This window comes from Neptunomonas qingdaonensis (assembly GCF_900113275.1).
GTDB classification, from domain to species: Bacteria; Pseudomonadota; Gammaproteobacteria; order Pseudomonadales; family Balneatricaceae; genus Neptunomonas; species Neptunomonas qingdaonensis.
Genome location: NZ_FOOU01000004.1, coordinates 13,645 through 31,232, shown reverse-complemented (window position 1 = coordinate 31,232; position 17,588 = coordinate 13,645). Strand labels below are relative to the sequence as shown.

Below are 17,588 nucleotides of genomic sequence, written 5' to 3'. Positions count from 1 at the left end.
TTCGCTCCTTATCTTACTGTCACGCCTTGCCTTTGAGCCGGCGTTTACGAATGGTTTCGATTGCTTGCAGTAAAAGGTCGCCTTGCCATAACGATTTCTCATGGGAGTGCAGGTGTTGCTCTAAATCGATGATAAGAAAGTCGAGTGTTTGGTTATTCGCCAGTCTGCTTATATCTTCCGCATTTTCAATAAAGGTTTCTGGCCAGAAATGCTGAGCCCACTCAATTAAACGCAGACGGCTAATATCGACGTTATTTTGTTGGCATGCCAAGGCTAATGCCTGAAAAGTATTTTTTTCTGCTAGAAAGTGTGACTGTTTTTTCTTTTCATTCAGGCGTTCGGTGACCGTTTGACGTTTCATTATAGACGCTAATTTAAGCTTTCGCAGATGGTGGTAACTGTACAGCCAACCGAGAGAGGAAATAATGCTAACCAAGGCCAAAAAGACGATCAAAGGAATGTGTGTGACTGACTCTTTTTTGTGAGCTGCTGCTGATAGAAGAGCCGGGACTGTTGTCTCGTCTGGCACTAATGGGGCGTTAATTTCTTGCAACTTGGCGCTGGTGGCAATAGCAGGGGGCTCAAGTCGTGTAGGCGCTGCGTTCACCTGAAGAATAACGGGTGGCAGGGAGGCTATTTTACTGCGATCCTCGTAGGTGTCCCACCAGTGTATGTCGATAGGGGGTAATGTGACCTCACCTCTTTCTGTCACCGTTATTTTAATGGTTTCAGTGCGTCGGCTTACCAGTCCCTGATCATCAAAGCTTTCATCAAGCTCCGTCTTTAATAGCTCCAGATCAGCCAGTTCATTTTTCAGTAAAGATAATGAAGGCAAGCGAGCAGCTGGGAGGCCGTGAGCTGTCAGTGTTAAGGTTCGGATTAATGAACTGCCAGGCTCAAGAGGCGTGCTTTTATCCAGAGATTCTTCAAGTTGCAGTGTTTCCAATGGAAGCCAGTAGCCTTGTGAGTTGCTGTTGGCCTTTGGCAGAATAGCTATCTCAATTTCACTGCCTCGTGTTTCAAAGTACTGATCGCTGAGAGAGGTTCCGGAAAAGAGGGGAGGCTCGATTAGGTGTGTACCTGGCTCGTCAGGGAAAATGACATAGCGTCTCTCTTGAAGAAAATAAGCTTGTCCTTTGACGAGAGTTTCGCTGCGCTTTACATCGTCAGCGGGAAGAATAAGTGCCTGATTTATAAATGGATCTGACAATGCGGCATTTTTATTTAATGGTTCTTTATGAAATAATTTAACCGTATAGATTAACTGGCTGCCTGCATAGGCTTCAGTATGATCAATCGTTGTTTCAATGAATACCGGTGGTTGCATTAATGGTGTTGCAGGTGGGCTAGGTGTCGTCGCAGTACTGGCTTGCCCTGTTACCAGCAGGACCATCGGGGTACTTAGTTTACCGTTGACAGAAAATGCCGGAATTTGCAATTGACCGGTTTTTTTCGGGCGCAAAAGTACTTGCCAGCGAGTGGTTGCCTGTCGGGTATTGCCCTGGAAACTGGATATGGTTATTTTCTTATTACCGAGTAAGTCGAAATCTTGAGTCAGTATGGAAAGGTCGGGTCTTTGTGGTTGCCCTTGTTGAGTCGACTCTATGGTTAAGCGAACCGTATCGTGGATGGAGATGCTGTATTTGTTGAGGTATGTATTTACGTCTGCGCGTGCAGCGGACGCAATAAGCATTAAAAAAACTAAGAGAATTCGCATTCAGTGATCGTGATCCAGGCTGACTAGTCGATAAACGAATTTTCATTATTCATTAAGCTGCTTTTTATATCAATGACTTGATCGATACATCAGTGAAGGAAGATTTGGAAATAATTTCGACGTACACTATATTTTATCTCTGTACTTCTTATCAAAAAAAATCATGAATGAAATTATTGTTGATATCCGTATATCACCCGATGAATACATCAAACAGTATCGAAACCCCGGCTGCATGGTCAGTACACGTGCAAGAGATGGCCGGACAGTGCGTTTCCCCGCGGATATCCTGCAGTCATTTTTGCTACATAACGGCATCGTCGGAAGCTTTAAAATAGTTTTTGATGTCGCTGGAAAGTTCAAAAGAATTGAGCGAATTGGATAGGCGGGATGTAAAACAGGCGATGCGCCGTTATAATGCCGCATTCTTTTTTAAAAAACGGTTTGGTTATGCTTTATACCTTGGCAAAATCTCTTATGTTCAGTATGGATGCGGAGCGTTCACATGAGATAGCTTTGAATGCTATGAATGTGTCTGCGGCCCTCGGATTGCCGGCATTGATGGGCGCCGAAAAGCTTGAAGTTCCTACTGAAGTAATGGGCATTCGTTTCCCCAATCCTGTTGGCTTGGCGGCGGGGCTGGATAAAAACGGGTCAGCCATTGATGGCTTGGCTGCTATGGGTTTTGGCTTTATTGAAGTAGGCACTGTAACTCCACGTCCTCAATTGGGAAACCCCAAACCACGTTTGTTTCGTATACCTGAACATAACGCCATTATTAACCGTATGGGCTTTAATAATCTGGGTGTTGATGCCCTACTGGCGAATGTTGATCGGGCTCGCTACAAGGGTGTGCTGGGTATAAATATTGGTAAGAATAAAGATACAACCAATGAGCATGCAAATGACGATTACCTTTACTGTCTGAGAAAAGTGTATTCACGAGCTTCCTACGTGGCGATCAATATCTCTTCTCCTAACACCCCGGGGCTAAGAACGCTGCAGTTTGGTGATTCATTGAATACCTTACTGGAATCTCTTAAAAATGAGCAGGCCAAGCAAGCCAATCTTCATGATAGATATGTACCGATTGCAGTAAAAATTGCGCCGGATATGACGGATGAAGAGATAGAAATGGTGGCAGAATCCCTAAAAACCTATGAAATGGATGGTGTGATTGCAACGAACACCACACTGTCACGGGAAGGTGTTGAGGATTCTGTATTGCAGCGCGAGGCGGGTGGATTAAGTGGTGCACCTGTTCGCAATAAGTCGACCAAAGTGATTCGTTCATTGTCGAAAGCGCTTGATGGAGCGTTGCCGATTATTGGTGTAGGGGGGATTACTGAAGGTTTTGACGCGGCTGAAAAAATCGAAGCAGGTGCTAGTCTGGTTCAGGTTTATTCAGGCTTTATTTATAAAGGCCCGGGATTAATCAGTGACTCGGTCAGAGCCATTCAGGCGTTGCCAGCACAATAAAAAAGCTCCTCACATAGAGGAGCTTAATTTTTTAAAAGAGATTGCAGTATTAATGTAGTGCAGGATGAGCCTGAATAGCTGAAACACCGGTCATACCATTCCAGTGTGCTTCTCGACCCTGACGCCAGCCACTCATCCAGTGGGTGCGTAATTCAATGACTTTGACAGGACAATCGTCACGCGATTTTCCACTCAGGCCGGCTTGAAAGCCGCGATTGAAAAGAGTTGAAGTTTTATCTCGTTTCTGTGTCTTCATGTAAAAGTGCCTCTGTATCGTAATTATAGATAGATATTATCTGAGGTTAAATGTTCTCCATGAGTGTGATTTGTTCCGTCATTGGCTTATCACAGTACCTATAGATAACGAAATTTATTGGTAAGTGCGATTGTAAATAGCTATGAAATTTCTGTTTTTGATAGTAAGTATATGTAAAACAGTTGTGCTATCAGCGGTTTAGGAGGGTTCCTTACTGTGAAACAATCGTATGAAAAGAAATCACTTAATTGTGATAAATATTGAATTAAACTGTAACTGTTTGATCTTGTGGTTTTTACAGACAGTGCTTATATATTGGAAGAATGATGAAATTTTTTGCCACGTGTCCTAAAGGGCTCGAAATACTGCTGGTAGCAGAGTTGACCGATTTGGGTGCAACGGAAGTTAAACAAACAGCGACGGGGGCTGAATTTTATGGTGAGCTTGAGCAAGCGTATCGCGCTTGCTTATGGTCTCGTCTGGCAAACCGCATTCTTTTACCTCTCGTCGAAGAAAATGTAGAAACGGCAGATCAGCTTTACGCAGCGGTACAATCCGTTGATTGGTTGCAGCATATGGCTGAAGAAGGGACTTTGCTGGTTGCTTTTACCGGCAAAACCGATGCGATTAACCATACCCATTTTGGCGCGCTGAAAGTAAAAGATGCGATTGTCGACCAAATCAGAGACAAGACAGGTATGCGCCCCGGCGTTGATCGTGAAAATCCCGACCTGCGTGTACATGCCCATATCTATCGTGGCAAGTTGAGTTTGTCGCTTGATTTATCCGGCGGCAGTTTGCACCGGCGTGGCTATCGCACCCGTGCAGGTGCCGCTCCGCTGAAAGAGAACTTAGCGGCTGTTATTTTGCGCAGAGCTCACTGGCCTGAGCTTGCCGTTGATCATCCGGTCTTATTTGATCCCATGTGTGGCTCCGGCACCTTGGTTATTGAGGGTGCCATGATGGCTGCCGATATTGCACCGGGGCTCCTGCGGGAGCAATTTGGCTTTGAGCGATGGAAACAACACCAGGCTTCGCTGTGGCAATCACTGCTGGATGAAGCGGCAGATCGTAAAACAGCAGGGCTGGCAGCGGTTAGCAGCCGTTTTTATGGATCTGATCAGGATTCATCTGTATTAGCGCTTGCTAAAGAGAACGCAGAAAGAGCGGGTGTTGCGCAACTGATTAGTTTTAAAAAGGGTTCGGTTGAACAGATGGTGGTTCCGGAAAATGCGCCCGGGCTGATGGTAACCAATCCTCCGTATGGTGAACGTATGGGTGATGGATCGGAACTGATGTTTTTATATCGGCAAATAGGCGATGCTTTGAAGCAGGATTTTGCTGGCTGGCAAGCCGCTATCTTTACCGGTAATCCAGAATTGTGCCAGGTCGTCGGGCTAAAAGCCGATAAAACATATAGTTTAAATAATGGCCCGATTGATGGGCGTTTATTTCTGTATACCCTCTATGCTGATCGCACCGATACGGTAAAGGATGAGCAGAAAGATGAGCATGAGGTGGTTGCTGCGAATGTCTTAAGTGATACGGCGCAGATGTTTGCTAATCGCCTGAAGAAGAACTTAAAAGCACTCAAGAAATGGAAAAAACAGCAGAATATCGACTGTTATCGTCTCTATGATGCGGATATGCCAGAGTACGCGGTGGCGGTCGATCTGTATAACGATTGGGTGCATGTTCAGGAATATGCAGCGCCTGCTTCTATCGATAAAGTGAAGGCATTTGAGCGCTTGAAAGATGTGCTGGCGGCTATCCCGGAAGCACTGGGTGTCAATCCGCGTAAAGTGGTATTAAAGCAGCGAAAGCGCCAAAGCGGTAGTGATCAGTATGGAAAACAAGCGAGCGTTGGTCGCTTTTTTGAAGTGCAGGAGCATGGTTGTCGTTTACGTGTGAATTTGCATGATTATCTGGATACCGGGTTGTTTCTGGATCATCGCCCCGTACGTCATCAGATTCAGCAGCAAGCTGTTGGAAAAGACTTTTTAAACCTTTTCTGCTACACCGCATCAGCCAGTGTGCATGCAGGAGTGGGAGGCGCTAGGTCGACAACCAGTGTTGATATGTCGGCGACGTACCTGCAATGGGCTATGAAAAATATGGCTCTGAATGGTTTTAACAGTAAAGAGCATCACTTTATTGAAGCGGACTGCCTGACCTGGTTAAAGAAGCAGCGTAAACCCGAATATGACCTGATTTTCATGGATCCCCCCACGTTTTCTAATTCAAAGAAAATGCTGGATGTGCTGGATGTTCAGCGAGATCATGTGGATTTGATCAAGTTGGCCATGCGGCTGCTGCGTAAAGGTGGCGTATTAATTTTTTCGAATAATTACCGCCGCTTTAAACTGGATTATGAACTGCTTGCCGGTTTTGATATCCGTGAAATTACATCACAAACTATCGATCCTGATTTTAAGCGTAATACACGCATTCATAGCTGTTTTGAGATACGCTGGCCTTAAGAAAGCGCGTCAAATCGGTGCATTTCTTTTTTTGGCATATTTCATGCTTTGTTTTAGTGCGGAGCAAGACTTGATCATCGGGTCTTGTTTCACTAATCGGACTTAACTTTCTAATATTTTATTATGAATCAATGTGTTGCCAAGCTTTAACGAGCTTTGCTACAGGCATAGATAATATATGTGACAGGTTGAATGCACCGGTTTGGACTGAGCTACAAGAAAGCGCACCAAGACTGTGCATTGAAGAAAGATGCGTAAGCATGAACTTAGGAGATATTCGTGGATAATGTAAATAGTGCCGTTGAGACTTTGGTGCAAAGCTCAAATACCCTGTTTATTTTGATGGGGGCCATCATGGTGTTTGCCATGCATGCTGGTTTTGCCTTTCTTGAAGTAGGTACCGTGCGTCATAAAAACCAGGTAAATGCCTTGGTGAAAATCATGACGGACTTTGGTTTTTCGGCTGTCGCTTACTTTTTTATTGGTTATTGGATTGCGTACGACGTTACATTTTTCCAGGATGCAGAAACACTGGCGGAAGGTAATGGCTACGAGTTAGTTAAATTTTTCTTTTTGATGACGTTTGCTGCGGCTATTCCGGCCATTGTGTCAGGTGGTATTGCTGAGCGCGCTAAATTCTGGCCGGTATTGCTTGCTTCAACGTTAACGGTCGCTTTTATTTACCCGTTTTTTGAAGGCATTATCTGGAATGGTAATTATGGTTTTCAAGCATGGTTAGAGTCTTCTTTTGGTGCTGGCTTTCATGATTTTGCAGGTTCGGTTGTTGTACATGGTGTCGGTGGGTGGATTGCTCTGGTTGCTGTGCTGTTCCTGGGAACTCGTAAAGGGCGTTACCGTAGCGGCCGATTGGTGGCTTTTCCGCCCTCTAATATTCCATTTTTGGCACTGGGTGCCTGGATTCTCTCTATTGGTTGGTTCGGTTTTAACGTCATGTCAGCACAAACGCTGGATGGTGTGTCGGGGCTGGTGGCTGTTAACTCTTTAATGGCGATGGTCGGCGGTATTATTGCCGCATTGATCGTTGGTAAAAATGACCCGGGCTTCATTCATAACGGCCCATTAGCCGGGTTGGTTGCAGTGTGTGCCGGTTCTGATGTGATGCATCCCATTGGTGCGCTGGTGGTCGGTGCCATTGCCGGCACGGTCTTTGTCTGGATGTTTACCTTGCAGCAGAATAAATGGAAAATTGATGATGTCCTCGGTGTCTGGCCTTTGCATGGTTTGTGCGGAGTGTGGGGCGGTATTGCTGCGGGTATTTTTGGTAGCGAAGCATTGGGTGGTCTTGGCGGTGTCAGCCTGATGTCGCAGCTGATTGGTACGGTGGCCGGTATTCTGGTGGCTGTTGTTGGTTCTGTGATTGTTTATGGCATTATTAAAGCGACCCTTGGCCTGCGTCTCACTGAAGAGGATGAGTTCATTGGTGCCGATCTGAGTATTCATAAAATTGAATCGACTACTAATGACTAAGCCAGTAATGAATAAATCAGCGATGGCGACAATGCTTGACCCGATCAACTGATCAGATTACCTGAGTTACATTGCTTCGATGAGAACCCCGGTCTGTGTTTATCTATAGTACCGGGGTTTTTGTTTTTCTGGCACTGAATCGCCATACCTTTTTCCATACCTTTCGTCACACCTTTAATTCAGATGTCTGGATTTGTCATGTCTAGCTAGGCTAAAATCCAATGCTTACTTACAATGAGACTTTTGCACGAGCCGAAATTTTGTTTACTGGCAAGGCAAAAATGCACGGAATAAGGGAGTTTATGTTTATAAATGACCGAATGAGTACGTTTTTAACGCTGCTAGTAGACAAAAGGGCAATCGTGCGAAGACCTCACATTATTACATAAGTGCTGCTGGTTGACTAAGTGGCGCACTTCATATTGGATGCTGAATGCTTTTTAACAAGCTCCCTGATGATCTGTTTTTACCCTTATCCGGTAAGAATCGGCATATTTATCAAGCTGTGCTGCTGCAGTTGGCCGATCTGTTTTTTGATGAGGATCTGATTGATCCTTTTATTCCCAAAGATATGGTGCGTTCTACCATCGAAGAGGCAGTAGTGCGCTTGGGCGTCCGTCGCTGGGAACCTGAAGAAGAGGATTCTGATGACGGTGAATTGCCTCGCTCGACAGCAGAATATACTAACCGCATCTACCGCCGTCTGGTACAAACGGGATGGGTGGAAGAAGAGCAGCGCATTTATCGCACGTTTGTATTAATGTCGCCGTCGATCAGCTTTTTGCTGCGCTCTATGGTGTCAATTTCTAATTTGGAAAAGCGCTCCTATGGCGGAGCCGTGCTTAACGTTCTCAGCTCTCTGGAATCGGCTGTTAATGACCCGGCGGGACGGGGTATTACCTTGTCAGAAGCAGCGCAAACAGCGGCCGAGTTCAGTGCACATCTGACCGATATGATGCTGGGGTTGCGAGAGCTTAAAATCAGTTTGTCGAATGCTGAAAGCCCTCAGGAAGTGGTGCGCGGTTTCTTTGATCGCTTTGTAGAACGAATTCTTGTTTCTGACTATAAGACGCTGAAAACAAAGAATAACCCTTTTAGGTTTCGCCGCCAGATTTTATCGCTTTTGCGTGATTTGCAGTTTGATCCAATTAAGCTGGATAAGCTGACGCGACACTATCAGGAGCAGTTTGAGTCAGAATATGACGATGCTGAAGCGATGGTACATCTGCATATCAACCGTATTATCCGTATTTTTGAATCGGTTGATAAGCGCTTGGATAGTATTGATGATTTCCGCTACCGCCTGGAAAAACGCGTGGCTGATACTGTCCGCTATATGGATAAAACCACACCGGGCATGGCATCAAGATTATCGCGCTTGATTACAGAAGTGGCGAAAGATGACTCACTACCTGTGGTCGACACGCTGGAGGAGATCGGCTTTATCTCTCCTGCCAGCGTGCGTTCGCCGTTTAGAAGGCGTATTCAGGCAGAGCCACGGGTAATACATCAACAGGTTATCGATCCCCAAGCCCTCCAGCTACGGCAGTTGTTTAAAGAGTTTAAAGAGCGCCGGGAGGTTAAAATTGATCGTATTGATGCTTATCTTGACCGGCACCTAAGCAAAAGTGACACCATTCGTGCTGACCAGTTTGAGATTGAAAGTATCGAGGATTATATCTGTTTCAGTTATATCCGCCATTTGGCTTCGCTGGGTAAAAAAGCCAAAAAAACCGCAGATCAGTTCAATATTCAGTTTAATGATCAATACACTCAAGTTGCCGGAATGGTCGAGTGTCGTGATTTTGTTATCTATAGGAAACGTTAATGCTTGGTGATCTACAAAAAATAATCAGCCGAAGCGATCAGTACGAAGCTGCCGATTTTTCTCATGCCGCTAATCTGTTACTGACCAGCCAGTTTTTACACGCTGATCGTTCGTCGCACCGGGATAGCTATTTCCTGATCTCTTCACATATCGATTATTTTACCAATCTGTTTGAAGCAATTGGTTGGTCGTTTATCTATCAGCCCGATGAAGCCTACCTGGGTATTTTGCCGAAGGACGATGAGCGTAATCTCAAATTACGCCTGGATGAGTCGTTATTGCTACTCTGCATGCGCCAGCAATATGAAGAAAAGCTTGAAAAGTTTGAGGTAGAAGGCGGCAAAGCTTATACCAATATCAATCAGCTGCTGTCGCTATACGAAAACCTCACCGGTAAAGAGATACCGAATGAAACACGCATGAAAGAAATCTTGTCGTTGTTTTCGCGTCATGGCGTTATTGAACGCGGAAAGCCCAATGAAATGGAACCGAAAAATGTCCCGTTTAGTATTCAGCCAACGATTCGTCAGGTGGTTGTTGAAGATTTCATCGGTCAATTAGAAGCGCTGTGTGATACCGATACCCGTGATGCCATGACCGAAGCAGAGGAGGCCGCCGCTGATGAAACAGCTTAATCGTATCGTACTGGTTAACTGGTATGTTTTAGGGGCCGTTGAAGTACCGATAAAAGGTAATGTGGCGATTGTTGGGCCCAATGGTTCAGGTAAGTCTGCTTTGCTGGATGCTATCCAGACTGTGCTGATGGGAGGGCATAAGCGCCACCTCAGTTTTAACGCATCCGCAGGGCAGAAAAGTGAACGTTCTTTGCGTACATACTGCCTGGGTTATCTGGATGATGGCAGTAAAAAAGCGATGGCCCGGGAAGACTCACTTACCTATATGGCGTTGAGTTTTTTTGATACGGACACCGCTAAAGAAACCTGTATCGGTATTGCTATCAGTGCTTCTACCGCCTCACCTGAAGAGGAGATATTAGGGCGATTCATTCTGCCCGGTTTTTCGGTAGGGCTGGATGATTTCTCCGTAGTTGAAGGTGATGGCCGCTTGCCTAAGCCCTGGACACAAGTGCGGGATGAGTTGCTCAGGCAGTGTCCTGATATGATTCTGGAAAAGCGTGCCAGCAAGTTTATTCGTGAAGTCACCACTGCGCTGAGCCATGATATTCAAATGCCGAATGATGATGAAAAATTCATCAAAAACTTTAAAAACGCTCTGCGATTTGTACCCATCGACAGTCCTACACGTTTTGTCCGCGAGTTTGTGCTGGATGAAAATATCGTGCATGTCGGTGCGTTTCGAAAATCGCTGGATGAATATCGCGCGATGGAGCAAAAGACCCGTGAGGTATTTAACCGTATTGCTGAGCTGGAAAAGGTTCAGGAACAATGCAAGGGGATCCAGCGCAATATCAAAAATGCAGCGGAGTATGAGTGGGTTGTACATGAGGCACGCTTTGAAAATGCAGACCTGAAAAAAGAGGAATCGCAGGAGCGGCTTGACGCTAATCAGGAAAAAGAAGCGGCTGTTCAGAAAGAGCTGGAAAATCATACGGCAGACGTTAGTAGTGTGATGCAGCGCCTGGCAGATGCGCGCGCCCAACTGAATAACTCTAATGCGGCACATCAGATAAAGGCATTAGAAAACTCGATCACAGCGCGTTTGCACGAAGAAGGGGTTGTTAAAGATAAGATTCAAAATGTCTATAGCCTGTTCAGAACCACGGTTGGTTTCTCCAATTACGAACAGTTATTGCCGGATACCTTTTTGCCACTGGTAAAACGCTCTGTTGAGCTGTGGCGCTCGGGCGAAGATATGATGGCGGATGCCTGGCCGCCGGAGCCGGTGGAAGTCGATAATACCATTGAGCAACTCAAACAAAGTGTTGATTCAGTCAGGCGCGACATCGGTCGAAAATTTGAAGAGTCTGTTATTCGTATGAATGAGTTACGCACGAGTATTCAGTGTCAAAAAGGCGCTGTCGAACAGCTCAAACAAGGTCGTGCGCCTGTTCGGCATAACACCCGGGAGCTGATGGAACTGCTGTCAGAATATGGTATTGAATCGACGCCGATATGCGAGCTGGTCGACATCAATGAGGATAAATGGCGTATTGCCATTGAGTCATTTTTAGGGGCTCGCCGTGAAGCGCTGGTTGTTGATCCGGATCATGTCAGAGAAGCGATCACCTTATATCGCCGCAAAGGTCGTCATTTAAAAGGTTGTCGTATTATTAACACAACCAAAACACATGAGTGGTTGAACCGTAACAAGCCACGCTCGTTGGCACATTTTGTTGATACCGATAATGAACATGCGCAGGCGTATATGAATCGTGCGCTGGGTGGCGTGATTGCGGTTGAAACCGAAGCTGAGTTGCTACGTCAGGAACGGGCACTCACCTATGACTGTATGTTGCAGACGGAAGGTTCAACAACCTCGATAAATGAGATGTCTCCCATTATGGGGATCCGCCGTCGTGGCGATCAACTGGCGACTAAGGGCAAGCAAGTTGATCAGATGCTGGTGGAGTTCACCGCGTTGGGCAAACGTCACGAGTCATTAGAAAAACTCCGCGATAGCTTGATCAACCTGACAACCAGCTTGGCGGGTGCCAGTGAAAAAGTATTTGATCTGGTTCATCAGCGCGATCAGCTTGGCACTGAGGTTCAGGGCTATCGTCAGGAGATTACCGATATGCGTAATCATGATGATAGCGGTATCCAGCAGCGTATTGCTGACTTGGCTGAAGCACAGAAAGTCGCTGAAGAGAAAAGTAAGTTGCTGATGGATAAGCTGCAGCGTATCCGTACCCATATGATTAAAGACTCCGCCGCGTTAGAAGTGCTGACTCAGGAACTAACCGAGCATGCGGAAGCGCGAAATGGTTGCGAAGCCAAAGCGGATTTCGATGCTCAGTCTGCTCAGGAAAAGCGTGACTATCTGGATGAAAGCTGTGGCGGAGAGCTCGAGCGTGTTATTTTCGAGGCCGCCAAAAAAGCACAGTCTGAGCTTACGTTACATGAGAAGAAAAAATATTCGGTACGGGATGCAATAGCCAACTATAAAGCGAAGTTTCATGGCGGCGGTATGAGTCATCAGGGGCTGGATAAAATCGGCCCCGATTCGACTCATGAAGAGCTGGAGCAATATGTCGATGAAACCGTGCAGTCACTACAAGATTCGGAGCTGGCGCTTTATAAGGAAAAAGCAGAACGTGCCCGACTGGAAGCAGAAACCTCGTTCCGTTCTGATTTTGTAGCGCATTTGAATGATCAGATTAATAACATCAAAGACCTGATTCGTGAACTCAATAATCATCTTAAAAACCGTCCGTTTCATAAAGAGATGTATAGTTTTGAGATGATGCCCAATCCTGAGCTGAAGGATATTCTGGAGCTGGTAGAGGCGTACACTCGTCTGGATCAGGCTAATGTGGGCTCGTTGTTTGATCTCAAATTTGAGGAAGATAAACCCCACCAGGATGCCTTGTCTAAGATTCATGATGTCTTAAAAGATGAAGGTGAAAGCAGTCTGCTTCAGGATTACCGTAATTTCTATAACTTTGAGCTGGTGGTTAAAGATCTTAACGGGAATCGCAAAACGACCCTGACACAGCGTATTAAAACCGGATCAGGCGGTGAACATCAGGTACCTTTCTATGTCGCCATGGCAGCCGCTATGGGTGCCGCTTATCGTTTGAAAGAAGGGCCGGATGGTCAAGCGGTAGGCGGAATGAGTCTGTCTGTCTTCGATGAGGCGTTTAACAAGCTGGATTCGGAAAATACCATTACCTCTCTGGGCTTTATGACCGATCTGGGACTGCAGACCATTATTGCAGCACCCGATGAGAAGTATTCGCTGTTATCTTCCTGTATGGAAACCATTATCAATGTATGCCGTGATGGGCGGGTGGTTGATATCGATGTAGAGTTTCCCACTACGAAGGGAAAAGAGCTATTAAGCTCCGATAACCCGCGTAAATTGATGGAAGAGGCCCGCTTAGCGGAAGAGGCAGTGGAAACAATCTGATTTTTTAACCGGTTGCTTGAAGGCGAGGAACCGGTTTTTTTATATCAGGTTGAATGCTTAACAGGGCTTTATTCAGGTAGCTAAGGGATATTTCAGTACCATTTTTTGTGACGGCCCAGCCATAAGGCGAGTCTATTATTTTCAGTAGCATACTGCGCAACGGTGCGGGCTTTAGCGGCTGGGGTAAAAATTCACTATGGCTGTACTGGTGGTGGCTGAGTAACCGGCAAACATCCCTTAAGCTCCAGCTTTCAGGTTCCTGAGTCAGAGGTGTCAGCGGGCCGATAAGCGTGGGAGCCAACAACTGTTTATCTTTGGCAAAAAATTTGCGTACCGTCAGGTCTCTGTGTATGCCCGGAAAGGCGTTATCCCTGGCGTTACTGTTAAAATTAAGTGATACCAGGCCGTCAATGATGCTGGATAGCTGCCAGTTACAGGCTTTTATCATTTTCCAGGCAGGCTCAATACTGCTTTTGGAGCCGAGACTAAATTTTGTAGCCTGGCGACCATCCAGCATATCTTCTTTTAAGAGTGTAATTTGCAGGTAGGTTGTTTGCAGGTCGACCAGACACAAAGGATTAGTAATATAAGCGTATGAGCGCTCCCTTCTAAAGAAGGAGATCCATTCAGTACGGGTTTCTAATTGATTTAGAACAGGAATATGCATCATTATAGATCGAGTTTTGTTTCCCAGAGTATAAAGAGAATAGGTAAGTAACGCATCATGAAACTATTAAACAGGTCCGCCATTACCTTATTAGCTCGGGCGCCTTTTGCGCAATGGATAGCTGCTTTGCCAGTCGATCCGGACGGGATGGACGAGCCACTCTCATTACAAGAGCTACGCAAAGAAGGCAATGTATATCTGATTGATGAGGTCGATGAAGAAGCCGATTTTAACGAACTTCTTAAACATTCCTGGGAGATGATCTTCAAAAATGAGCTGACAGCATGGGATGAGTTTGCTGATCATTGGCCTGAAAACTTATCCTATGAGTTGTTTTTGCAATGGTTTGAATGTGCTAATCAGGTCATGGCCTTTGATGTTTCTGATGAGGTGTTGTTAGTGGCTCCCTTAGATAAACTGGCAGAGTGAGTGATGGCTTTATGAGTATGGTTTTTCATCCGCAACGTGAAGCTTTGTATGAAGAGATGCATTCGCGCCCGTTTCAGGTTATTCCCAGCCCTGCCCGGGTAATGCATTTAGCCGTTTTTTGTAATGATGCGCAGCGTGAGGAACAGTTTGAGCATCTTAAAATCCTCTTTAATGCATTTGATGTAACGCCCCCGGAGGAGGATGAAGTCTGCATTCAATATGATTTGGGGGGGCTGAGGATACGTCGCGAAAAACATCTTGAGTTTACCGCTTACACCTTCGTTAACTTTGATATTCCTGCAGGAGCAGGGCCATTTGATGTCTCAGGTGCGCCGCCTTTGCCCGCTGGCTGGCTGGAGGCGATACCCGGAGAGGTAGTGACTGCCTTTCATCTGGCGATTGAAGAGTCGACAGGAGACGATGAGGCAATGCTGCCTCGGGTCAAAAGCTTTTTCGAAGGAATGCGTCTGGTCGGCAGCAGTCCGCAGCAAGGTGATGCCAGAGTATGGACAACACTACGCTTACACAGCGATGGATTCGGACGTTTTCTGATCTGTAACAAACGCATGAGTGATAGTCAGCTAGGGCGTCTGGCGCAGCGAATTATGGAGATAGAAACTTACCGGTTAATGACTCTGATTGCATTACCGCTGGCGCGTGAATGTGCACCGCAATTGGCTTCTATGGATAGGCAACTGGCAAACCTTACCCATCGCTTGTCTGAAAATGCTGAGATTAACGAGCAAGAGGTACTGTCAGAGTTGACCTATATGGCTGCCCGCGTCGAAGATTACCGAGCCAAAACCACCTTCCGCTTTAGCGCGACGCAGGCTTACCATGAGCTGGTGCTAAAGCGGTTGGTTGAGTTACGTGAAGATGAGGTATCAGGGCACTTAACAGTGACCGAGTTTTTGACACGTCGCTTAACGCCTGCGGTACGCACATGCCAATCGGTGGGGGAGCGTCTTGAAGATATGTCGAAGCGTATCGACAGGGTGTCTGATATGATGCGAACGCGTGTTGAGCTGTCGATTCAGGCACAAAACCAGCAGTTGTTGGCCTCGATGGACCGTCGCTCCAAGATCCAGTTGATGATGCAGCACACTGTTGAGGGTTTATCGGTTGCCGCCATTAGTTATTATGCGGTAGGGCTGATAAAAATAATGATGGATGCTGCCTATGATAGCGGTTTAAGTTTCAATAAAAATCTGGCGTTAGGTGTTGCTGTACCCTTGGTTATTAGCGGAGTGTGGTTAGCGACGCGCAAAATCCATAAGCATTTTCTGGCATTGGCAAAAGAGCAGCGAGATGCTGATCTTGCTGATGAAAAAATACGTAATAAGGTGAAGAAATAAGATGAGTATTGCGATCGTTGTTGAAGATAAATTACGTGCGGATATCAACGTAAGTGAATTACAAATCGCTAATGAAAGCCATATGCACTCGGGCCCGGCAACCGACAGCCACTTTAAGCTTGTGCTTGTTTCGGATGACTTCGCCGGTAAGCGATTAGTGCAGCGTCATCAGATGATCTACAAGATTCTGGCAGCCGAGTTACAAAGTCCGATTCATGCGTTAGCAATGCACCTGTATACCGAGGAAGAGTGGGCCAGGAAAAACGGCAAAGTAATGCCTTCACCAACCTGCCAGGGTGGCTCTAAAAGCTGATTCTTATTCGTTACTGCCCGCCAAGATGTGGCGGTAAGTCCATAGATAGCTGATGCGATATCCAATCTCTTTCTTTTTTCGTTTGTTTATTTTTGTTTTTTTATCAAGCACAAATAAACCGAATATTTAAACATGCTATACGTATCAAGTTAGGTTTATAGTGTTGAAAATAATGGCGTCAGAATAGTGCTGTATGTGACGCAAAGGCATATATGGAAGGTGTTATGGAATTTAAAGATTATTACAAGTTACTCGGGGTCGCGCCCGATGCGGATGCCAAAACCATTAAAACAGCCTATCGTAAGCTTGCTCGTAAATATCACCCTGACGTCAATCCCGAAGAGGGCGCCGAAGAAAAATTTAAAGAAGTGGCTGGAGCCTATGAAGTATTAAAAAATGCCGAACGCCGTGCCGAGTATGATGAATTACGTCGCTACGGGGGGCAGCGCGATAAAGGTTTTGAGCCGCCGCCAGGTTGGCAAGGGGGCAGAGGCAAGTCATCGGGTAGCGCCCAATTTGAGGGTGACTTTGCCGACTTTTTTAAATCTGCCTTTGGTAACAGAAGTGGAGGCTTCCAGGGTTATAGTGACTTCAAACAAGATGCTGCACGCGGTCAGGATGTAGAGATCGAAATGCCGGTATTTCTTGAAGAAATTATGTCTGATGTAGCAAAGCCCATAGAATATCGGATGCCGGTCTTTGAAAATGGCCGGGTAACGGAAGTCAAAAAATCCCTGAAAGTGAAAATACCCAAGGGTGTTTCTGATGGTGAACGGATTCGATTAAAAGGGCAGGGCGCACCCGGGCAAGGAGACGCACCTAACGGTGATCTTTATTTGCATATCCGTCTTATACCTCACCCTATGTTCGATGTGGAGGGCCATAATTTACTGATAACTTTGCCTGTTGCTCCTTGGGAAGCAGCTTTGGGAGCAAAAGTGACTTTGCCTACCCTGACAGGCAAGATTAGTTTGAGTGTGCCGCCGAATAGTCAGTCGGGCCAAAAGCTGAGAATTAAAGGCAAAGGTTTACCAATGAAAAATGGCACTGGCGATTTGTATGTTATCTTCAAAATTGTAATACCAAAAAATACCAACAAAGAATCAAAAGCGTTGTGGCAGTCGTTGTCTGATATATCGGCTTTTGATCCCAGATCAGAATGGGAGAAATAGAATGTCTGATATTGTATTGGGGATTTCATTACAAGAGCTGTGTGTACAAGAAGGTATAACCGAAACCATGGTCATTGAGGTGGTTGAGCATGGGATTGCTGAACCACTAGCCGGTAATGATATCAATGACTGGATTTTTGAATTAAACAGCGTTCATTGGATGAAGAAAGCGATTCGGCTGTACCATGATCTTGATATCGACTGGGTGTCGATTGCGATAGTCATCGATTTACTGCAGCAAAAAGATGTCTTGCTCAGAGAGAACGAGCGTTTGAAAAATCAGCTTGATCGATTTGTGAATCATGTTAATGATCGACATTGAAAATGTTTATAACAAGTCTAAGTATCGAACAG

The 17,588-nt window shown here is 45.8% G+C and carries 15 protein-coding genes; 12 read left to right on the top strand and 3 right to left on the bottom strand.

What is annotated here, in order from left to right:
• Positions 1-19: 19 nt before the first annotated feature.
• Positions 20-1,717: a BatD family protein gene (locus tag BM099_RS07220; protein WP_090726248.1), complete on the bottom strand. Its 1,698-nt coding sequence runs from the start codon at positions 1,715-1,717 to the stop codon at positions 20-22.
• A gap of 163 nt (positions 1,718-1,880) precedes the next feature.
• Here BM099_RS07220 and BM099_RS07215 point away from each other — a divergent pair, with 163 nt between their 5' ends.
• Both BM099_RS07215 and BM099_RS07210 read left to right on the top strand, forming a co-directional pair.
• The gene (locus tag BM099_RS07215; RefSeq protein ID WP_090726247.1) at positions 1,881-2,102 is read left to right on the top strand and encodes a DUF2835 domain-containing protein; all 222 of its coding nucleotides are present in this window, start codon (positions 1,881-1,883) and stop codon (positions 2,100-2,102) included.
• Positions 2,103-2,167: 65 nt separating this feature from the next.
• On the top strand, positions 2,168-3,196 hold the full coding sequence (locus BM099_RS07210; RefSeq protein WP_090726795.1) for a quinone-dependent dihydroorotate dehydrogenase: 1,029 nt from the start codon (positions 2,168-2,170) through the stop codon (positions 3,194-3,196).
• A gap of 49 nt (positions 3,197-3,245) precedes the next feature.
• Here the strand turns inward: BM099_RS07210 and rmf are convergent, their stop codons facing one another.
• Positions 3,246-3,452 carry a ribosome modulation factor gene (rmf, locus tag BM099_RS07205; protein WP_090726245.1) on the bottom strand — a complete coding sequence of 69 codons (207 nt, stop codon included), beginning with the start codon at positions 3,450-3,452 and terminating at the stop codon, positions 3,246-3,248.
• A gap of 326 nt (positions 3,453-3,778) precedes the next feature.
• On the opposite strand from rmf, the gene rlmKL reads away from it, so the two are divergent.
• The 5 genes from rlmKL to BM099_RS07180 all read left to right on the top strand — a co-directional run bounded on the left by rlmKL (position 3,779) and on the right by BM099_RS07180 (position 13,298).
• Entirely contained in the window at positions 3,779-5,932 is a 2,154-nt protein-coding gene (gene rlmKL / locus BM099_RS07200; RefSeq protein ID WP_090726243.1) for a bifunctional 23S rRNA (guanine(2069)-N(7))-methyltransferase RlmK/23S rRNA (guanine(2445)-N(2))-methyltransferase RlmL, read from the top strand.
• Positions 5,933-6,211: 279 nt separating this feature from the next.
• Entirely contained in the window at positions 6,212-7,420 is a 1,209-nt protein-coding gene (locus BM099_RS07195) for an ammonium transporter (protein ID WP_090726242.1), read from the top strand.
• A 433-nt stretch (positions 7,421-7,853) separates the two neighbouring features.
• Entirely contained in the window at positions 7,854-9,248 is a 1,395-nt protein-coding gene (locus BM099_RS07190) for a Wadjet anti-phage system protein JetA family protein (protein ID WP_090726240.1), read from the top strand.
• On the top strand, positions 9,248-9,883 hold the full coding sequence (locus BM099_RS07185; RefSeq protein WP_090726238.1) for a DUF4194 domain-containing protein: 636 nt from the start codon (positions 9,248-9,250) through the stop codon (positions 9,881-9,883). The genes BM099_RS07190 and BM099_RS07185 overlap by 1 nt, the downstream gene beginning before the upstream one ends.
• A complete protein-coding gene (locus tag BM099_RS07180; protein WP_090726237.1) occupies positions 9,870-13,298 on the top strand; it encodes an SbcC/MukB-like Walker B domain-containing protein in 3,429 nt (1,142 codons plus the stop codon). Before BM099_RS07185 ends, BM099_RS07180 begins: the two co-directional genes overlap by 14 nt.
• Positions 13,299-13,302: 4 nt before the next feature.
• On the opposite strand, the gene BM099_RS07175 is transcribed toward BM099_RS07180, so the two are convergent.
• A complete protein-coding gene (locus BM099_RS07175) occupies positions 13,303-13,968 on the bottom strand; it encodes a hypothetical protein (protein ID WP_090726235.1) in 666 nt (221 codons plus the stop codon).
• Positions 13,969-14,022: 54 nt separating this feature from the next.
• Here BM099_RS07175 and BM099_RS07170 point away from each other — a divergent pair, with 54 nt between their 5' ends.
• The 5 genes from BM099_RS07170 to BM099_RS07150 all read left to right on the top strand — a co-directional run bounded on the left by BM099_RS07170 (position 14,023) and on the right by BM099_RS07150 (position 17,556).
• Positions 14,023-14,394: a hypothetical protein gene (locus tag BM099_RS07170; RefSeq protein WP_090726233.1), complete on the top strand. Its 372-nt coding sequence runs from the start codon at positions 14,023-14,025 to the stop codon at positions 14,392-14,394.
• Positions 14,395-14,405: 11 nt separating this feature from the next.
• A complete protein-coding gene (locus tag BM099_RS07165) occupies positions 14,406-15,749 on the top strand; it encodes a DUF3422 family protein (protein ID WP_332311456.1) in 1,344 nt (447 codons plus the stop codon).
• Between the two features lies 1 nt (position 15,750).
• Positions 15,751-16,062, top strand: coding sequence for a BolA family protein (locus BM099_RS07160; RefSeq protein ID WP_090726232.1), 312 nt, complete (start codon positions 15,751-15,753; stop codon positions 16,060-16,062).
• Between the two features lie 224 nt (positions 16,063-16,286).
• The gene (locus BM099_RS07155; protein WP_090726230.1) at positions 16,287-17,234 is read left to right on the top strand and encodes a DnaJ C-terminal domain-containing protein; all 948 of its coding nucleotides are present in this window, start codon (positions 16,287-16,289) and stop codon (positions 17,232-17,234) included.
• 1 nt (position 17,235) lies between these two features.
• On the top strand, positions 17,236-17,556 hold the full coding sequence (locus tag BM099_RS07150) for a chaperone modulator CbpM (protein ID WP_090726229.1): 321 nt from the start codon (positions 17,236-17,238) through the stop codon (positions 17,554-17,556).
• The last annotated feature ends 32 nt before the right edge of the window (positions 17,557-17,588 follow it).